Here is an 18476-nt window from a genome sequence, read left to right as displayed (position 1 = left end):
TTCTAGCAGTTAACGCTTTTTTGTGTAACACATTGTGAAAAATGTCTGCATACTGACTAAAACAATAACAAGGAACTACAATGGAAAAAATAATAATACTTGCCATGTTTGTGCAAGTCACCCTGTCTTTGGCTGTAATGATTATTATGGGGAGAAGACGCTTTGCAGCAGCTAAAAATAAACAGTTAAACTTAAACGACTTTGCAACGATGCGATTAGATAACGCAGGTGACCATGTAAGGGTTGCGGATAGAAACTTTACTAACCAGTTTGAAATACCCGTTTTATTTTACGCCGGTTGCTTGTTAGCTTTGCAATTAAATAGTGCAAGCGTTGTGGTTGCAATTTTGGCCTGCGTATTTGTAATAACACGCATATTACATAGCATTATTCATTTAGGATCAAATAACGTAAGAGCTCGATTTAACGTGTTTTTAATTGGCTGCGTGTCTGTATTTGCGATGTGGCTTGCGATGATTTGGCGGCTATTTATTTAATATAGGGCGCAGCTATATACTAGCTGCGCAGTTTATATTGCTCTGAATGAGGTTACTTCGTCTTTTTAAGGCGTGGAACAGCTAGTAAAAAAGCACCCAGTAACCATATTAGCGCTCCACCCGAGCTACCATCTGAGCTACCAGAGTTATCCGCGTCAATCAGTGTATTTTCAACAACGGTCAATCCGGCTGCCGAATTAGGATCGTCATCTAATACAGTAACGCTCTGGATTGTCACTAAATTAGCACTACTAATAGACACATCACTGCTCGCACATTGCTCTGTTGTTATATCGACTACCGGTGTTTCACCGCAATGAACAAGGGCCGCAATTTTATCAAGCGTTTCCTGACTTCCTGCTGTGATTTGTCCAAACACTGTAAAACCACCATTTTGCGTATCAAGTGCCGCACTTCCCCCGCTATTATTAGCCATATTAAAAAACCACTGGCTAGTAGCACTATTAGGGTTGCCCCCTAACTTAGCCATGGCAATAGTACCTTTAACATTAGAAAATACAGGTTCATTGATAACAGCAGGTTTAGTTGTTATTGGGTCAAGCGTGTCTGAAAATGTAAAACCACCGCCTTGAATTACAAAATTGTCTATTGAACGATGAATAACTGTTTCATTGTATGAGTCGTCTTGCACATAACTTAAAAAGTTTTCTACGGTTTTTGGTGTTTGCTGGTCAAATAAATTAATCTCAATTGTGCCTTGGCTAGTTTGCATTTCGACTATGGTTGCATGGCTAGCAAAGCTTAATGAAGCGAGCAATGAACACAGTAAACGTTTTTTCATGTTAGATCCTATTATTATAGTTATTTAAAAATAAGTTTTGTTTAGGTTAATGCTACACATTAAGAAAATCGATAGCATTAAGATAGTTGATACAAATTAGACCGTTCTGGTAACATTTCAATTACACAATATTGATTTATATTTTCTATGAATATGTAAACCGAGTAAATGTTTAACTTTGCTCATTGTTAATTATTAAATAACAGAGATAACGGATACACATGACACACACACCACACACAATTTGCGACTTTGGCCTACACAAAGGCGAAGCATACACCAAACTCCCAGCAAGCTTTTTAAATTGGATGGTTGCTACAAAACACGAAAAGTCACATTACGCTAGCCAAGAACTCAAACGCAGGGAAAATGCGGCTACGAGTCGTAATTAGCCAAAAATATAAATATCTGCCTTTTTTATATTTCAAACTAGTTTAAACTAGCCACCTACAACATTAAGTACAACTTAATACACAGGTATTTTATGCGCATAATTTTTATTTTTTCGATCATTTTGGGTGTACTGGGATGCACATCTGCCACAACTAATGAAAAAACATCTTCTAGACAATACTTAACCGTTCTTCATACTAACGATAATCATGGTCGCTTTTGGCATAACGAAAAAGGCGAATACGGTATGGCTGCTCGCAAAACACTACTGGATCAATTACGTAGTGAAGCGAAAATAAAAGGTCATGCAGTTTTACTGCTATCAGGTGGCGACATAAATACAGGTATACCAGAATCTGATTTACAGCATGCAGAGCCTGACTTTAAAGGGATGTCTTTACTCGGCTACGATGCAATGGCATTAGGTAATCATGAATTTGATAACCCACTTAGTGTTTTAGCCAAGCAACAAAACTGGGCTAACTTCCCTCTCTTATCGGCTAATATAGTGGAAAAGTCGTCAGGTAAGAACGCTTTTGACGCCTATAAAATATTTGAAAAAAATGGCTTAACTATTGCCGTGATAGGTTTAACTACAACCGATACAGCAAAAATAGGAAACCCACAGTACATTGGTCACTTAGAATTTAAAGACCCTGTTCCAGTAACAGCCAACCTAGCTAAAGAGATAAAAGCAAAATACAACCCAGACATTACTATTGCTGTTACTCACATGGGCCATTTTATTGATGCTAAACATGGCATAAACGCACCGGGCGATGTAACACTTGCTCGCTCATTGCCTGCTAATACGCTTGATATGATCATAGGTGGCCACTCACAAGAGCCTGTGTGTATGGCATCAGAAAATGTAAACGATGATAGTTTTAAACCTGGCTTAGCTTGTAATCCTGATCAGCAAAATGGCACGTGGATAATGCAAGCCCACGAGTGGGGAAAGTACGTTGGTAAGGCTGAGTTCAAATTAGAAAATGGTGAATTGAGCCTACTTGATTATAAATTAATGCCAGTTAATTTATATGTAGAAAAAACACAAGCTGACGGCACATTAAAAGAGGTACTTGCGAACGAATATATTAAGCCAGACCCGTCTTTAAAAGCGTTTTTAGCTAAATATCAAGCGATTGGTGCTAAACAAATTGAGGGAACTATTGGCTCTGTTGATGCAAGGTTAGAAGGTGATAGAAACAAAGTACGCTATCAACAAACAAACCTTGCTCGTGTTATTATCCAAGCACAAATGAATGTGGTAGGTGCAGATTTTGGTTTGATCAGTGGCGGTGGTATTCGCAGCTCAATTGATGCCGGTGAAATAAGCTATAAAGACATATTAAAAGTTCACCCTTTTAAAAACCGTATAACGTATATGGATTGGCAAGGTGCTGAACTATGGGCCTACTTAAATACAGTAACAAGCTTCCCGGCAGACGCTGGTGCTTACTTGCAATATCACAAGCTTTCGTTTGAACGCAAAAATGGTAAGCTTATAAACGTATTTATTGACGGTAAACCGTTCGATAAAAGTAAAACATACCGCATGAGTTTAAATAGCTATAACGCATCGGGCGGTGATGGTTACCCAACTATAAATACGCTAAAAGGTTTTGTTAGCACTGACGAAACTGACGCCCAAGCACTTAAAACATTTATATCGCAACATAGTCCAATAAAAGCGGCTGAGTTTGCTCCTAAATAAACACGGTTAATAATAGGGAGGTGATATTACTTCCCTATTATTTCAATATTTCCCTTTGCAATATTTATGAGCCCGTAGCTGTGCAGACGAGAGCGAGAGCCTTCTCCATATGCTTTTGGAGGGTAATAAATTTCTTTTTCCTCAGGATATTCATTCAAAACGTCGTCAAGCGAAGCCCTTATTTCACTCAACGTTTTTTCAAGGCTGTTATTGAAGTTCGGCCGTTTCCTTATCGTATGCCCTAGCTCTGTTAATCGGGAAAAATACTTGTTGGCAAGTTCAATAAGCTCATCGGGTACATTTTTATTATGATTTAAAATAACATCACCATTAGCTGAACAATACTCAACAAGGGCTAGGTAAAAACACAATGGTTTATTAGCTAATTGAACGCTGTGCTCTTTATTATAACTATGTGAAAGTGTTTTATTGCGTAAATCAATTATGACCGCCAAAGGCATTGGCATTGATGCAGCAGAGTTAATACTCTTGTTTAAGCTTACATTGTTTTTCTTACTGTCTACCACTTTTAACCACACAGCAACAAAGAGACTGATAAGTAAAAAAAATAAAAAAAAGATTTTATTACTAGGTGTAAAGTAATGCTCATCTACACTAAAAATAATATTCACAGGGCCTTCACTCGTCGCTAAGCTACTGATAAATTGCTTTGCCTTTAAATCGCTGTGAGCAATCTCGCCTGTACTGATATCGATGACACGCAAGTTACTCATTCTTAGATAACTATTTAGTGAGTCAATATAGCCAACTAAAGCATCTTTATTACCTGCATGCTTATACAGTTCATTTGGCAAATCGAGTAATGGTAAATCTAGTGCAATTTGTTTTTCAATTTGAAACTTTTGCTGCTCGCTAACACGCTCTGTTTTATTAATCATAGATATATAAAACACTAAAGAAAGCATTAAAAAAATACATGAGGACACTGCAGAAAATTTAAGCCTACTCATTATCTTCACCTATCTTAAAAACAGCTGTATTATTCTGACATTGCCAAAAGGGCGAAACATTTTGATAATAATGAAGTTCTTGGTCTTTAGACATAGCCATTAGGTGTTCTTGTACAGCACATAACAAATCTGTGTTGTTTTGTTGCATTTTCAAGTACCAACGTGTGCCTGTTATGTTATTGCTTAATGGGGTGATATAGTTTTTCGAGAAACGGTCTTTATCGTTTTCTTTCCAAAACGACGCAATAATATCTACTTTACCGTTGGCTAATAAATCTCGTAGTTCATTATGAGAACTTGCGTACAAAATATTTAAATTTGCAATATTTATATCGAGATCTTTAAAGACCTGTTTTGGAAGAATATGCCCAGAGCGACTTGTTGGGTAATCAAGCAGTCCTATTTTTTTGTCTAAAAAATAAGACTTTGAAATAATTGGCTTTTCTTTTGAAGATATAAAAAATGCAGTGTAATCAGAAAAACCAACAACGGGCATATAATCATAGGTAGATTCAGCTTTAAAAGCCGCCATAATGTTGTTTTTTGCGAGTATCAGGTCTGCAATTCCTTTACCTACAAACTCTAAACTGTCTGATGTTTTATACCCCCAATACCCTACAACCACCCCGTACTGTTTAGCAACGACATTATCATCACACAACTTCTGTGTAAGTTGCACTGCAATATTTTTAGAGGGTGTAAATACAATAAGCTCATTATCGTTTGCGGTCGCTGTTGTACGACATGTTGTTGATGTTTCAATAAGTACAGGAAAAACGAGTTCATCGTTATTTACAATTAATTGACCACACACCCAAGCAAAAACCATTACTATAAACAAAAATGTAACAATTGAAGTTTTATGCAATACCGTATTTTTAATATTCAAGCTAAAGACATCCTAAAATACATTACTTATTCATTTGAACAATTTTAATTACTTATTACAACAAGTAATTTTACCTATAGATGCTAAAGCACTGATTTATATTAATTATGAATAAGAAATTATGAATTTCATTGAGTCCTTCCTAATTTCAACAAAAGTAAGGACAATTGACCTTATTACAACGCAGCAACACCACTCCAAATTAATTAGGGAACCTTAATGCGTAGCAATGTAAAATATTCGATAACGTCAGCGCTTTTAATTGGTGCCATTTTTACAAGTAGCGATTCACTTGCTTGGGGCCAAAACGGTCACCGGGTTGTAGGTAAAATTGCTGAATCTCATATAACAGACACCACAAAGTCAGCTATTCAACCGTTCTTAGCGGGTGAATCACTTGCACAGGTTTCAACTTGGCCTGACGAAATGCGCTCAAACCCGGGTAAATTTTGGCAAAAGCAATCTTCTCGTTGGCACTATATTAATGCAGCACCTAATAAGTCCTTCTCAATCAATCACGACCATACAAACAATAAAGAATCAGTTAGCAATATTCTTGAAGGCATCCACTACTCTATAAATACACTTAAAGATGAAAACAGCAGCCTAGATTCAAAGCAATTCAGTTTACGTTTTTTAGTTCACTTGGTTGGTGATAGCCATCAACCCTTCCATGCAGGAAGAAGCGAAGATAGAGGCGGAAACCGAATTAAAGTGTCGTTTTTTGGTCAAGATACAAACTTACACAGCTTGTGGGATACTAAATTAGTTGAAAACGAAAACTTATCATTTACTGAGTACGCGCAGTTTATAAACACTAACAACAGTGAACTAATTTCAGAATATTTAGAAAGCACACCAACTACCTGGGTTGAAGAGTCTCACAATTTAGCAAATACACTTTATAAATCTACAAATGAAGAAGTTGGTTACAGCTATGTTTATAAAAATACACCTATCGTAAAAACACGTCTGCTACAAGCAGGTGTTCGATTGGCTGGTTTGTTAAACGCACTGTTTGACCCTTGTGCTAAAGAGCTAGAAACAGCGTTAAAAAAAGTATCTATGTAATTTTTGACACATAAAACCTACACACGGGGATTTTTTGTAAAAGCTTGTTTTACATTTCACAAGTTTGTCATAAAACATCGGTAGTATGAGCTCGCTAATAGAGTGATTACTCAAAAAAAGGTAAAAAATAGTCAAAATTTGTACTATTTATTAAAAAAACATTGCAGTTGTATTTTATTTGTAACAAACAATTGGGGTACAATAGCGATGGTTTTTAAAATATAAACCTGCATTTAGTTTATTTTTTGAAAACCAAAAAATAAAAATATAAAAATTTAATTATTAACTACACGGGAAAATTAAATGAAAACTCAAATACGCAAAACGGCCCTGTCACTTGCTATCGCAGCATGTGTTGGTGTTAGTGGCGCTGCAATTGCAAATGAAACAACATCTGCAATTAAAGGTCAAATCACTGGTCCTAACGGCAACCCTGCTGCTGGCACTAAAATTACAATTTTACACGTTCCTTCAGGCTCAGTTAAAACAACTGAAACTAATGATGCTGGTTACTTTACAGCTAAAGGCCTGCGTGTTGGTGGTCCATACAGAGTAGTTGTAGATTCTGACACTTATGCAGACCAAGAGTTCAATAACATTATTCTTAACATTGGTAACGATTACCCGGTAAATGCTTCTTTAGAGAATATCTCTAACATCGAGCAAATTGTAGTTACGGGTGCTCCTATCAGTGCTATGTCTGGTGGTACAGGTCCTGCGTCTACTTTTACGCTAACGGATCTTGAAAACCAACCAGCTATCAACCGTGATTTAAAAGACATCATCCGTATTGACCCACGTATCACAATTGATGATAGCCGTGGTTCAATTAACTGTGGTGGTGGTAACCCACGTTACAACAGCTTAACGCTTGACGGCGTTCGCATGAACGATAACTTCGGTTTAAGCTCAAACGGTTACCCTACTATCCGTGCTCCTTTCTCTTTCGACTCTATTGAACAAGTTTCAGCTGAGCTAGCCCCTTTTGACGTTCAATACGGTGGCTTTACATCGTGTAACATCAACGCTGTAACTAAATCTGGTGGCAACGACGTTCACGGTGGTGTTTTCTTCGATTACACAAGCGATTCAATGAAAGGCGACGAAATTGAAGGTGATGAAGTTGATAACGGTAACTACACTGAAAAACGTTACGGTTTCAACGTAGGCCTTCCGCTTGTTGAAGATACATTATTTTTATACACCTCATACGAAAAACTTGAAGGTGTTCGCCAGTTTAACTACGACGGTTTAAACACTGGTAGCGTAACAGCTGATGACATTACACGTATCACTAATGCAGCTCAATCGGTATATGGTTACGATGTTGGTGGTATGCCATCAAGCATGCCTGTTGAAGATGAAAAAATCTTAGTAAAACTAGATTGGAACATCAACGAAGATCACCGTGCAAACTTAATCTACAACTACAACGACGGTAACACAATTTCTCAGTCTGATACTGGTTCTAGCCGTGTTTCTTTATCAAACCACTTCTATGATCAAAGCGCTGAGTTTACATCAATCATTGGTTCTGTATATTCAGATTGGTCAGACGATTTTTCTACTGAAGTTCGTTTAGGTAAATCGGAGTTAGACGCAACGGTTCAGTCATTAGATGCTGCAAGCAGCTTTGGTGAAATGCAAATACGTACTGATAATGGCGGTACTGTATTCATTGGTCCAGATGATTCTCGTCAGTCAAACGACCTAGATTACGACACAACTACATTTAAAGTTGCTGGTACTTATTACTTAGACCAACACACTATTACTGCTGGCTATGAATATGAAAATCTAAGTGTTTTTAACTTGTTTGTACAGCACACTGAAGGTGAGTACCGTTTTGGTTCAATCGATGAATTTGAATCAGGTATAGCCGACCGAATCTACTACAACAACTCAGCTGGAACAAACAATCCAACTGATTCGGGTGCTAGTTTTGAGTATGCTCAACACACGTTTTATGTACAAGATGAATACGCATTTACTGACTTAGATGCAACCATTCAGTTTGGTTTACGTTACGACAAGTACACAAGCGATGACGTTCCTAACTTTAACGAGAACTTCACTAATCGTTATGGTTACAGCAATCAGTCTACATTTGATGGTATTGACTTACTGCAACCACGTGTTGGTTTCCAATGGTATGCAACAGATGAGCTTGAAGTTCGTGCTGGCCTAGGCTTGTTCTCTGGTGGTAACCCTAACGTATGGCTGTCTAACTCATACTCAAATGACGGTATTACACAAATCGCTACAAGAGAGAGTCAACTAAGTAATTATGATTCTGATTCAAGAACTATTGACTTATTTAACACTCCAAACGTAAATGGCGGAACTCCTGGCTTTGAAGTTCCACAAGAACTTTATGATATCATTGGTGCTACAGAAATTGGTTCTGGTGATGGTACAGTTAATGCTGTAGACCCAGATTTTGAAATTCCTTCAGAGTGGAAATACTCACTAGGTGCTACATACACAACTGAAGACGAATACGTAATTTCTGTAGACTACTTATACTCTAAGAAGAAAGATGCTGCTGTGATGCGTGACATTTCACTTCAAGATAGTGGCGAAACTACGTTTGATGGTCGCCCTATTTATGAAAGAATCGATGGTCGCGGTGGTGATTTACTTCTTACTAACGTAAGTGGTAACAGCGGTGATTCTTCAGTTATTTCTGCTGCAATCAGCAAAATGTACGACAACGGCATTAACTTTAGCTTTGGTTATGCATACACAGATGCAGACGATGTAAACCCAATGACTAGCTCTACAGCCGGTTCTAACTACGGTAACATCGCGCTTTCAAACCCTGGTAACCCTGGTGTTGCGTCTTCAGATTATGAAATTCCGCACCGTTTCACTATGACACTTGGTTACAAACATGAGTTTGTTGATGGCTTTGAGACACGCTTTAACCTTTACGGTGAAGCATATAAAGGCTTACCTTACAGCTTCACGTTCGACGGGAGCGATAGTGTTTGGGGTGATGAAAGCTGGAATGGTAGCCGTCAATTACTTTACGTCCCACTTGAAAACGATCCAAACGTTGTTTACGACATGTCGGCTGATGAAATCAATGAATTCAATGACTTCATTGCTTCTGAAGGACTTAAACGCGGTGAAATTGCAGGCCGTAACCAACAAAATTCAGATTGGTTTGTTAAGTTTAACTTTAAGATTACACAAGAATTACCAGGCTTTATGGAAGGTCATAAAGGTGAAGCATTCTTCGTAATCGACAACCTCACAAACATGTTAAATGATGACTGGGGCGTGCTTAAGAAAGGCCCTTTCGTAGGCGCTCGTATGATCTCAACGTCTTTAGATGACCAAGGTCGTTATGTTTACTCAGGCTTTAACGGTAATAACGCAAATACTTCAGTGCAAACTGGTGCGTCATTATGGGAAATGCGTGTAGGCGTACGTTACACTTTCTAATCTAACTTGTTAGACTAGTTTATTTGATAAAAGCCCATCATTTGATGGGCTTTTTTATGCCTGTAATTTATTTTTTAGCTTATTAAGTACACTTACTAATAAACCTTGTTCATGCGTATTTAACGAAGCCAATAGTTCTTTTTCCCACTTTAACGCCTCGGGTACTATTTTTTTATACATCTCCTTTCCAGCTTCACTCAATGAAAGTATGGCTGCGCGCTTGTCCTCTGAATTAATTTGAGTTATCAGCAACTTTTTTTCTACTAATATTTTTATTGCACGCGACACAGTCGATTTATCCATATTTGCCTGAGTACATAAATTTTTGGCATTACTTTGACCAAATTGCGCTAAATTAGCCAAAATTCGCCATTGAGGTATCGTTAAGTCAAATTTGGTCTGGTATACCTTAGCAAGGTCATTACTTACCAAACCTGCTACATTAATTAGCTGATATGCTAAAAAGGTGTCTAAATCCAGTTTCATTGTTATCCCGTTAAATAGGTTTACTAGCTGTTCATTTATATTTACATACACATTCATAGAGCAATTTGAAATTACTCTCACTTGAGAGTATCTTAACTTAAATAAATAAAACATAAAACTAGCCTTCTCTCACAGGAGTCAGTAATGGCAGAACAGTTAAAGTACATGACCGGTTTTGGTAATGAGTTTGAAACCGAAGCGCTACCCGGTGCCTTGCCTATAGGGCAATTTACTCCTCAAAAAGTTAAGTACGATCTTTACACTGAACAATTTAGCTCTACAGCATTTACAGCGCCTAGAGCCGCAAATCGCAGAACATGGCTGTACCGGTTACGCCCTTCGGTAGTGCAAGGTGATTACATCGCTATTGATAACGGCCTGATTCGAACTGCGCCTATCACTGAAGCCGTAACACCTCCGACTATGCTGCGCTGGAACCCCGTGGAAATTCCTACAAAGCCAACTGATTTTCTAGATGGACTTATAACAATGGCTGCTAACGGCAGTGCTAATGGGCAATCTGGCATCGGTATTCATGTGTATGCAGCTAACAAGTCTATGGTTGATCGCTACTTTTACAACGCTGACGGTGAAATGCTATTTGTACCCCAACAAGGCGAGCTACTCCTGCATACAGAGTGCGGTAAGCTATGTGTTAAACCAGGTGAAGTTGCAGTCATACCCCGAGGAATGAAGTTTTCTGTTGATTTAATACAATCAACGGCCCGTGGTTATATCTGCGAAAACTATGGTCATGCTTTGGAACTTGCAGAGCGAGGCCCTGTTGGTGCAAACGGCTATGCCAACGACCGTGACTTTCAATACCCAGTTGCAGCTTTTGAAGATAAAGAAGGTGATTTTGAACTGGTGTCAAAATTTAATGGCAACTTATTCAGCTGTGATATTAAGCATTCCCCGTTCGATGTTGTTGCATGGACAGGTAATAGCGCGCCTTATAAATACGATTTATCGCGATTTAATGTAATGAACACAGTAAGCTTTGACCATCCGGATCCTTCTATATTTACCGTTTTAACCTCGCCATCAGCTACTGAAGGAATGGCTAATGTTGATTTTGTTATTTTTCCACCGCGTTGGATGGTTGCTGAAAACACTTTTCGTCCGCCCTACTATCATCGTAATATCATGAGTGAATTTATGGGGTTAATTGAAGGTGTATATGATGCAAAAGAGCATGGCTTTGTGCCAGGTGGCGCAAGTTTACATAATTGTATGTCTCCGCATGGACCTGAAGCGGATGTATTTGAAAAAGCATCTAATGCGGAACTGGTTCCACAAAAATACGAAAATACCTTAGCGTTTATGTTTGAATCCCGTTATGTCATTTCACCGACTAAATACGCATTAGAAGGTAAAGAACGTCAACCAAATTACACAGATTGTTGGCGAACAATTAAAAAACACTATTCAGGCAACAAGGATTAATTATGAAGCTTTACAGTTATTTTCGATCATCAGCTGCATACCGAGTGCGTATTGCGTTAAACCTAAAGAAAATTGACCATGAGTTGGCAATTGTAAATCTTTTAAAATCAGAGCAGCTTGAGGAAGGTTACCTAACACTAAACCCGCAAGGGCTTTTACCAGCCCTTGAAACAGATGAAGGTGTACTTGGTCAATCATTAGCTATTTTAGAATGGCTTGATGAAACATACCCACAGTCACCATTAATTAGCGGCTCTGCTTGGCAAAAAGCCAAAATAAGAAATTTAAGTTTTGCAATAGCGTGTGATATTCACCCAGTGAATAATTTGCGAGTACTTAAGTATTTATCGAATGAATTAAAAGTAGACGATGATGCTAAAAACACCTGGTACAAACATTGGGTTGAAGTAGGCTTTGATAAAATAGAAATACTACTTGGAGACGACGATTACTGTATTGGGAACAAGCCAAGCCTTGCTGATGTTTGCTTAGTACCTCAGGTATTTAATGCTACTCGTTTTAACGTGGATATGAGTCGATATCCAAAAATTGCAGCTATTTATGAACGATGTAATAAATTAGCTGCGTTTAATGATGCCGCACCGCAAAATCAACCCGATGCGACCTAAATACTGTTGAGCTTAACTTTTGAGCGCGCTATGAATAATCGTAACGTGCTCAATTAAATCTAAACCCAAATCCGTTAAGTAACCGCCATCAGGGCTATCTATAACGCCTTTATCAAATAATCGTTGTGCTGCTTCTATCAAGCTTGCTTCTGCGTCAGAATGTAATTTGATACCCTGCATTTTGCTATCAAGCGGAAACTTTGCAAGTAATGTGAATTCATCTATCATCAGCTGGTTAAATTTCATGTGTGTGTACCTTTTATTGTTCTGTTTATTTCTTAGTGTGTAATATTACACTAGCATGTTTTTTAGCATTACGTACTATTTTTAAAGTCAATTTTAGGAGAATGTTATGCGCGCATTAATAATTCTATCCGCCTGTTTTTTAAGCTTATCACTCTCGTTATTTTGTAATGCCGAGCCGCATAACAGCCGCACTTTTGTGAACGCAAGTCAGTTAACTCAGCACCAAACAATGTGTTGGTACGACGACAAACGCTATAGTGAAGGCGCATTAATTAGCGTTGATACGTTCAATTTACTGTGCGGTGCCAAAAACCCCAACCAAACCAATAGCGCATTAATGTGGCTTAAGCTCAATGAGCAAGGGAAAGTTATTTACCCAAATCGACCTAAAAAGATTACAGTGAAATAGCCTGCTTATTGTATTTAAGCTACAATAAGCATAGTTTAAATAAGCAGTATGGCTATGGATAATCAACCTAAAAACCCACTACATGGGATCACACTAGAACAAATATTGGTCGAGTTAGAGCAGAGACTTGGCTGGAAAACGCTGGGCGAACAAGTAAAAATTAAGTGTTTTACGGATGCACCAAGCATAAAATCTAGCTTAAAATTTTTACGTAAAACCCCTTGGGCCAGAGACAAAGTTGAAGCGTTATATATTCATACAATAAATAACAAACCACTTCGTAAACCTAAAAGTGCGCCTCGTAAAACAACAAACAAGGCTCCAGATACAACTGACTTTGTTTGGCCATCAATAAAAAAGTAAAAATATAAATAAAGGCGCAGTTTATTGCGCCTTTATATTTTAGTTTCGCTAAATTTCTTTACTGATCACGTTAAGCGATGCTGGCAGTATTTCAATCACAAGCCTATTAGCCGTTTTCACCTCGCCATCAATGACATACTTAATCCCATTATCTGAAGATATTTCGACTTTTTTAGCATTTGTGTGTTGAGAGTTAATGGCTAAATGACTTTGCGTTATACTGCTAAACATAAGCTCGGCAATACTCAGTACCGTGGTGGAATTTTCTTTATTGGGTATAAGCCAATTTATATCAAGTAGCCCATCGCTATGATTAGGCTGCCCTCCCCCTTGAGCAAGTAGCGTTGTAAACGGTGCTGCATTAGCAACAACAAAACTACTTGTTGTGATCATCATTGGGTCGTTATCATCCAATTTAACGTTGAGCTGTTGCGATTTTTGTTCAGAAAACGCCTGAAAAAACCCCGTTAAATAAGCAAGTTGCCCAAATTTATTTTTAAACTCGCGGTCAGCTTTTTCAATCATTGCATGTTCAAAACCTATCCCGGCTAAAAGTAGCATTAAATCGTCATTACAATATGCTGTATCTATCAACGTAGATTGACCATCAATAATTAAATCACACGCTTGCTCTACAGGTATAAATTTTGAACTTATTCCCATTAAAACGTGGGCAAGCGCATTAGCAGTCCCGAGCGGAATAATACCTAACTTACAGGGTGTATTAACTAATACGCTCGCAACTTCCGCTACTGTTCCATCGCCACCACAGGCAATAACAATATCAGGATTTTCACCAAGCGCTTGTTTGGCAAGCTCTATACCATTAATGTCTGGGCTTGTGGTTACTACGGTTAAATCGTAATAAGTTGACAGGCGTGCAATTATAAATTGCTCTTTTTCTTGCCATATTTTTGTACCCGACACGGGATTTGCAATTAAAAATGCACGATTTTTAATTACTAATTCGCCACTTTTATGTCGCTTTGCTAGGTGGCGCAGTTGGCGTTTATTTAGATTAGCGGTTTCACGTGTTTCTTTAATTTGGGCAAGCACATCATGCACATCGGCATGTTTATTTTGACTAAGTAAGTAAGCAGCCATTACAAACACTGAACGACCGCGGCCCAACGCACAATGCACAACCACTTTATTGTTTTTTTGGATTTGATGATGAATCCAATTTATTGCTTGGTTAAGCTGAGAGTGTGTTGGCACGCTATGATCAAGTACTGGAATATTTAAGTAGTTAATACGCTCTTGTGTCGAGCTCCACTCTAAACCGTCAAACTCACAAGTAACATCTAATATAGCGGTAATATTATTGCTTTTTAACGTGTCTATATCCGAGGGAAATAAGCGGCATGCTAAAAAAAGGTTATCGTTAATTTGCTGAATTGGTGGCACTTTATCATGCTTACGCGACCACGCGTTGTACACTTGCGCCCCCAATAAAAAAGGAATAAACGCCCAGCGTATGTAAAATGGAATAACGCCGTTTTCTCGCTTTCTGAAAATTTTACCTATATTAAAAATGTATGCCCCACTGACCAATGACAGTGATAGCGCGGTCCAGTAAAAAAATAACGAAAAATAAATTGAATGTATTTCCCACCCTATAAAAATAAGTACACACGCTAATATCAAATAACTAATTGCAGCCCACATAAAATCTCCATTTATATTTATTGCTATTCATTAATTAACAAACAGCTTTTATAATTGTATTTGCAATTTACAAGCCACAAAATGGTAAAGCATATGGCACCACTTTTTATTTATGTTATTGATATTTAATAGCTATTTAAATACCGTATTTATTGGTTTGTATGGACTTTGCTCTTTTTACACAATGAGTGTGTTAATTTTTCACACGTATCACAGTAGAAACTCACTAAGTCTTAGCTCCATATTAGTAAATCTGACTCACCAAGCTAATTTATTTTAAGTGTAACTTAGGGGGACGACTCTGCTATAAACAAAAATCGGCTCAACCATTACAGATGCTTTTCTCTAATATAGTTTTTGAACTCACAGAATTATACCTAATAATAAACCACAGATAGTCATTGCAAAAAAGAGCGAAAAGTATACTGTTGCAAGCTACTTAACTTTTTTGCATCCAAGTTCTAGCCTCAACCGTTTTTAAAAAGAGAATAAAAATAAATAGGATATTTATGGAAAACGATAATTTACTGTCCTTGTTATACGATACATCACAGGGTGATAAGCATGCATTTTCAACCTTGTATCAACAAACAAGCGGAAAGCTTTTTGCCATCAGCTTAAATATGCTTTCTAACAGAGCACACGCCGAAGAAGTGTTGCAAGACGCATTCATTAAAATATGGCATAACGCTTCAGAATACAATGCTTCTAAAGGCACTGTCATAAGCTGGATGATAAGTATAGTAAGGTATAGAAGTCTGGATGCGTTGCGTTACAACAAAGTAAGAAAAGAGCAAACAATGGGAGATGATGACTTTGATATTCAGAGCGTCGATGTCAACTATGACGAAAATACTAAATTAGTAAACTGTATAGAGCAGCTTGAACCCCAGCAAAAGCAGGCCATTCATTTAGCTTACTATAAGGGGCTTAGTCACAGCGAGCTAGTAGACCATATAGAGTCGCCATTAGGCACAGTTAAAAGCTGGATCAGACGCGGGCTTACACAACTTCAGAGGTGTTTAACATTATGAATTATACAAAACCCGATCTGTTAGACGCGCTAGCAGGACAATATGTACTTGGCACACTCAAGGGGCTGGCACGAAAACGTTTTCAGCGCTTGTTACTTAGCTCAAGCAAAGCACGTGAGGCAATTTTTATGTGGGAGCAAAACCTTAATAATCTAGCAAGTGCAATCACACCACAAGCACCTAGCGATTCTGTTTGGGAAAACATTTTGCAAGGTATTGAGTCAAAAACAGTGCCTAGTCAAACAGTGGTGCAAACTAAGCCGTCGATTTGGCAGACATGGTCGTTTATAGCCACCGCCGCGTGTATTGTGTTGGCATTTTTAGTCATTCAACCGGCCAAAGAAGTGTCGCAATATCAGCAAATTGCACTCGTGCAAAACCAAGATAAACAGTCTTTATGGTTTATTGAAGTAAACGAAGAAGCATTAACTATTAAAGCCAGTAGTCAATTAGTTGCCCAAAGAGATAAAGATTATCAACTATGGATGATTTTAAAAGGGCAAGATTTACCTGTTTCGTTGGGTATATTACCTAAACAAGGCGGTAAATTTTTGCTAAAAGATAAACGCTTTAACGCTGACGATATCTCACTACTAGCAGTCAGTTTAGAGCCTTTAGGTGGTTCGCCAAACGGCTTACCTACCGAGGTACTTTATACAACCGAACTCGTGCTTCTTTAATCCCTTGTATGGCTGCTTATATAAGCAGCCATTTTTTATTTAAATAAAATTTAACTTTTTTGCATCCAATCTAAATTCCCCCCCGTTATTAGCTATGACTTCTATTTAAAACTAAAGGAAAAAGTCATGAAAGCTTTAACACCATCAATACTCGCAGTAGTAATATGTAGCACTTTTATTAGCGCACCAAGTAACGCATCAAGTCACCGAGAAGCGCCAAATATTAGTCGCTTTCCGACCTTAGATTCTACCGACTTTTATGTATTTAATAGCTATGAACAAGGAAAAGAAGAGTACGTCACACTAATTGCAAACTATATTCCATTACAGGATGCCTACGGCGGCCCTAATTATTTTGCAATGGACCCAGATGCAACTTACAGCATACACATAGATAACGATGGCGATGCCGTTGAAGACATTACTTTTGCATTTGATTTCCAAAGCATGCTACCAAACGATAATCAAGGTGTGCAATTAGCTGTAGGCCCAGAAGGCAACCAGCGTACTGTTTCTGTGCCACTTAAAAATGTGGGTGGTGTATCAGCCGGTGATAATAGCGCAACTAATTTCAGTGAATCATATACTCTGAGTATGATTAATGGGCCGCAGCGCACAGGTGTTGCAACCTCATTAAATAATACCACTACGGGCACATCTACATTCAGTAAGCCACTTGATTATATTGGTAATAAAACATTTACCTCTAAAGCTGACTATCAAACTTACGCAGATCAATTTGTATATAATGTGTCAATCCCAGGTTGTGAAAGCATGGCACAAGTATTTGTTGGCCAAAGAAAAGATGCGTTTGTCGTTAACCTTGGTAAAACGTTCGATTTAGTAAACTACGTACCGGTAGAGGGCGACAGCGCTCCGGGTGCTGGTGATGCAGGTGGCTTCCCTGGAGGTATTACCCAATCGGCTGACAATGACGACCTTGCAGATAAAAACGTGACATCAATTGCTATTGAAGTACCAAAAAGCTGTATTGTAGGCGAAGGTAATGGCGTTATTGGTTCGTGGACCACTGCAAGTTTACCTCAAGCTCGCATACTAAACCCGAATGCTAAATTTGCTAATAATGCAGTTAATGGTGGTGCTCTTACTCAAGTATCGCGTTTAGGAAATCCACTTGTTAATGAGCTTGTTATTGGCATAAAGGATAAGGATACTTTCTCGACAGCACACCCTAAAGACGATGGACAGTTTTTAGATTATGTATCTCACCCAGCCCTTCCTGAACTTTTAAATATTTTATTCAAGGATGCAGTTAATACGACACTTGGCGCTAACCTCGAAACATTAGCCCCAACAAACTTTCCTCGTACCGATTTAATTACTGCATTTTTAACTGGTTTTGCTGGTGTTAATCAACAAGCAACCGTCACTCCCTCTGAAATGCTTCGTTTAAACACAAACATCGCGGCAACAGCGCAAAGTGAGCAGTCTGCATTTGGTGTTGCAGGAAACGATTTAGCTGGCTTTCCAAACGGCCGACGCCCTGGCGATGATGTTGTTGATATTGCTCTGCGCGTAGTAATGGGTCGTTTATGTCATCCTATTCCTGTTGCAGGCGAAGATACTGACCTAGGCTTGTGTACTCCCGAAGATGCAAGCGTTGGTACAGTACCATTTACCGATGGCGCACCTGTTGATGCAACAATGATGGACTCAACCTTTCCGTACTTAGCTACCCCACTTGCGGGCTCTAAATAAGGAGTA

General features: G+C 38.3%; 18 protein-coding genes. 12 read left to right on the top strand and 6 right to left on the bottom strand.

The window, feature by feature from the left end; all coding sequences use genetic code 11:
- The first annotated feature begins 80 nt into the window (after positions 1 to 80).
- Positions 81 to 497, top strand: coding sequence for an MAPEG family protein (locus tag MTF67_RS04930; protein WP_006791688.1), 417 nt, complete (start codon positions 81 to 83; stop codon positions 495 to 497).
- Between the two features lie 52 nt (positions 498 to 549).
- Here MTF67_RS04930 and MTF67_RS04925 read toward each other — a convergent pair whose 3' ends face one another.
- The gene (locus tag MTF67_RS04925) at positions 550 to 1299 is read right to left on the bottom strand and encodes a peptidylprolyl isomerase (protein ID WP_248518877.1); all 750 of its coding nucleotides are present in this window, start codon (positions 1297 to 1299) and stop codon (positions 550 to 552) included.
- 221 nt (positions 1300 to 1520) lie between these two features.
- Between MTF67_RS04925 and MTF67_RS04920 the strand changes: the two genes are divergently transcribed.
- Positions 1521 to 1691 (top strand): hypothetical protein, encoded by a 171-nt coding sequence (locus MTF67_RS04920; RefSeq protein ID WP_006791686.1) that lies wholly within the window; start codon positions 1521 to 1523, stop codon positions 1689 to 1691.
- 92 nt (positions 1692 to 1783) lie between these two features.
- Positions 1784 to 3409, top strand: a complete 1626-nt coding sequence (gene ushA, locus MTF67_RS04915; protein ID WP_248518876.1) for a bifunctional UDP-sugar hydrolase/5'-nucleotidase UshA — start codon at positions 1784 to 1786, stop codon at positions 3407 to 3409.
- Positions 3410 to 3435: 26 nt separating this feature from the next.
- On the opposite strand, the gene MTF67_RS04910 is transcribed toward ushA, so the two are convergent.
- Together MTF67_RS04910 and MTF67_RS04905 are read right to left on the bottom strand one after the other, a co-directional pair.
- Entirely contained in the window at positions 3436 to 4380 is a 945-nt protein-coding gene (locus MTF67_RS04910; RefSeq protein WP_248518875.1) for a hypothetical protein, read from the bottom strand.
- Positions 4373 to 5269 carry a hypothetical protein gene (locus MTF67_RS04905; RefSeq protein WP_248518874.1) on the bottom strand — a complete coding sequence of 299 codons (897 nt, stop codon included), beginning with the start codon at positions 5267 to 5269 and terminating at the stop codon, positions 4373 to 4375. The genes MTF67_RS04910 and MTF67_RS04905 overlap by 8 nt, the downstream gene beginning before the upstream one ends.
- A 219-nt stretch (positions 5270 to 5488) precedes the next feature.
- Between MTF67_RS04905 and MTF67_RS04900 the strand changes: the two genes are divergently transcribed.
- Positions 5489 to 6340: a S1/P1 nuclease gene (locus MTF67_RS04900; protein ID WP_248518873.1), complete on the top strand. Its 852-nt coding sequence runs from the start codon at positions 5489 to 5491 to the stop codon at positions 6338 to 6340.
- A 303-nt stretch (positions 6341 to 6643) separates the two neighbouring features.
- Complete coding sequence (locus MTF67_RS04895) at positions 6644 to 9790, top strand: TonB-dependent receptor (RefSeq protein WP_248518872.1); 3147 nt, start codon at positions 6644 to 6646, stop codon at positions 9788 to 9790.
- A gap of 54 nt (positions 9791 to 9844) precedes the next feature.
- On the opposite strand, the gene MTF67_RS04890 is transcribed toward MTF67_RS04895, so the two are convergent.
- The gene (locus tag MTF67_RS04890; RefSeq protein WP_248518871.1) at positions 9845 to 10276 is read right to left on the bottom strand and encodes a MarR family transcriptional regulator; all 432 of its coding nucleotides are present in this window, start codon (positions 10274 to 10276) and stop codon (positions 9845 to 9847) included.
- Positions 10277 to 10420: 144 nt separating this feature from the next.
- Between MTF67_RS04890 and hmgA the strand changes: the two genes are divergently transcribed.
- Together hmgA and maiA are read left to right on the top strand one after the other, a co-directional pair.
- Complete coding sequence (gene hmgA, locus MTF67_RS04885; RefSeq protein WP_248518870.1) at positions 10421 to 11722, top strand: homogentisate 1,2-dioxygenase; 1302 nt, start codon at positions 10421 to 10423, stop codon at positions 11720 to 11722.
- A gap of 2 nt (positions 11723 to 11724) precedes the next feature.
- Positions 11725 to 12351, top strand: a complete 627-nt coding sequence (gene maiA / locus MTF67_RS04880) for a maleylacetoacetate isomerase (RefSeq protein WP_248518869.1) — start codon at positions 11725 to 11727, stop codon at positions 12349 to 12351.
- A gap of 12 nt (positions 12352 to 12363) precedes the next feature.
- On the opposite strand, the gene MTF67_RS04875 is transcribed toward maiA, so the two are convergent.
- Positions 12364 to 12597, bottom strand: a complete 234-nt coding sequence (locus tag MTF67_RS04875; RefSeq protein WP_006791677.1) for a TIGR02647 family protein — start codon at positions 12595 to 12597, stop codon at positions 12364 to 12366.
- A gap of 106 nt (positions 12598 to 12703) precedes the next feature.
- Here MTF67_RS04875 and MTF67_RS04870 point away from each other — a divergent pair, with 106 nt between their 5' ends.
- Positions 12704 to 13006, top strand: a complete 303-nt coding sequence (locus MTF67_RS04870) for a DUF1496 domain-containing protein (RefSeq protein WP_058429781.1) — start codon at positions 12704 to 12706, stop codon at positions 13004 to 13006.
- A 54-nt stretch (positions 13007 to 13060) separates the two neighbouring features.
- Entirely contained in the window at positions 13061 to 13369 is a 309-nt protein-coding gene (locus tag MTF67_RS04865; RefSeq protein WP_008126252.1) for a VF530 family protein, read from the top strand.
- A 48-nt stretch (positions 13370 to 13417) separates the two neighbouring features.
- Here MTF67_RS04865 and MTF67_RS04860 read toward each other — a convergent pair whose 3' ends face one another.
- Entirely contained in the window at positions 13418 to 15037 is a 1620-nt protein-coding gene (locus MTF67_RS04860) for a diacylglycerol kinase family protein (RefSeq protein ID WP_248518868.1), read from the bottom strand.
- A 509-nt stretch (positions 15038 to 15546) separates the two neighbouring features.
- On the opposite strand from MTF67_RS04860, the gene MTF67_RS04855 reads away from it, so the two are divergent.
- From MTF67_RS04855 to MTF67_RS04845, 3 genes are all read left to right on the top strand, one after another.
- The gene (locus MTF67_RS04855) at positions 15547 to 16071 is read left to right on the top strand and encodes a sigma-70 family RNA polymerase sigma factor (protein WP_006791673.1); all 525 of its coding nucleotides are present in this window, start codon (positions 15547 to 15549) and stop codon (positions 16069 to 16071) included.
- Complete coding sequence (locus tag MTF67_RS04850) at positions 16068 to 16751, top strand: anti-sigma factor (protein WP_039037619.1); 684 nt, start codon at positions 16068 to 16070, stop codon at positions 16749 to 16751. The genes MTF67_RS04855 and MTF67_RS04850 overlap by 4 nt, the downstream gene beginning before the upstream one ends.
- Before the next feature lie 126 nt (positions 16752 to 16877).
- A complete protein-coding gene (locus tag MTF67_RS04845) occupies positions 16878 to 18470 on the top strand; it encodes a DUF4331 domain-containing protein (RefSeq protein ID WP_058429784.1) in 1593 nt (530 codons plus the stop codon).
- The last annotated feature ends 6 nt before the right edge of the window (positions 18471 to 18476 follow it).

Origin of the sequence: Pseudoalteromonas sp. 2CM32C (genome assembly GCF_023161925.1) — a bacterium.
In the GTDB taxonomy this organism is placed as follows: Bacteria; Pseudomonadota; Gammaproteobacteria; order Enterobacterales; family Alteromonadaceae; genus Pseudoalteromonas; species Pseudoalteromonas marina.
This window is presented reverse-complemented; position numbering and strand designations above follow the sequence as displayed.

Bases quoted from the DNA above. Each gene is read 5' to 3' on its own strand.
- MTF67_RS04930 (WP_006791688.1), top strand. From the start codon at position 81: ATGGAAAAAATAATAATACTTGCCATGTTTGTGCAAGTCACCCTGTCT.
- MTF67_RS04925 (WP_248518877.1), bottom strand. From the start codon at position 1,299: ATGAAAAAACGTTTACTGTGTTCATTGCTCGCTTCATTAAGCTTTGCT.
- MTF67_RS04920 (WP_006791686.1), top strand. From the start codon at position 1,521: ATGACACACACACCACACACAATTTGCGACTTTGGCCTACACAAAGGC.
- ushA (WP_248518876.1), top strand. From the start codon at position 1,784: ATGCGCATAATTTTTATTTTTTCGATCATTTTGGGTGTACTGGGATGC.
- MTF67_RS04910 (WP_248518875.1), bottom strand. From the start codon at position 4,380: ATGAGTAGGCTTAAATTTTCTGCAGTGTCCTCATGTATTTTTTTAATG.
- MTF67_RS04900 (WP_248518873.1), top strand. From the start codon at position 5,489: ATGCGTAGCAATGTAAAATATTCGATAACGTCAGCGCTTTTAATTGGT.
- MTF67_RS04895 (WP_248518872.1), top strand. From the start codon at position 6,644: ATGAAAACTCAAATACGCAAAACGGCCCTGTCACTTGCTATCGCAGCA.
- MTF67_RS04890 (WP_248518871.1), bottom strand. From the start codon at position 10,276: ATGAAACTGGATTTAGACACCTTTTTAGCATATCAGCTAATTAATGTA.
- hmgA (WP_248518870.1), top strand. From the start codon at position 10,421: ATGGCAGAACAGTTAAAGTACATGACCGGTTTTGGTAATGAGTTTGAA.
- maiA (WP_248518869.1), top strand. From the start codon at position 11,725: ATGAAGCTTTACAGTTATTTTCGATCATCAGCTGCATACCGAGTGCGT.
- MTF67_RS04875 (WP_006791677.1), bottom strand. From the start codon at position 12,597: ATGAAATTTAACCAGCTGATGATAGATGAATTCACATTACTTGCAAAG.
- MTF67_RS04870 (WP_058429781.1), top strand. From the start codon at position 12,704: ATGCGCGCATTAATAATTCTATCCGCCTGTTTTTTAAGCTTATCACTC.
- MTF67_RS04865 (WP_008126252.1), top strand. From the start codon at position 13,061: ATGGATAATCAACCTAAAAACCCACTACATGGGATCACACTAGAACAA.
- MTF67_RS04860 (WP_248518868.1), bottom strand. From the start codon at position 15,037: ATGTGGGCTGCAATTAGTTATTTGATATTAGCGTGTGTACTTATTTTT.
- MTF67_RS04855 (WP_006791673.1), top strand. From the start codon at position 15,547: ATGGAAAACGATAATTTACTGTCCTTGTTATACGATACATCACAGGGT.
- MTF67_RS04850 (WP_039037619.1), top strand. From the start codon at position 16,068: ATGAATTATACAAAACCCGATCTGTTAGACGCGCTAGCAGGACAATAT.
- MTF67_RS04845 (WP_058429784.1), top strand. From the start codon at position 16,878: ATGAAAGCTTTAACACCATCAATACTCGCAGTAGTAATATGTAGCACT.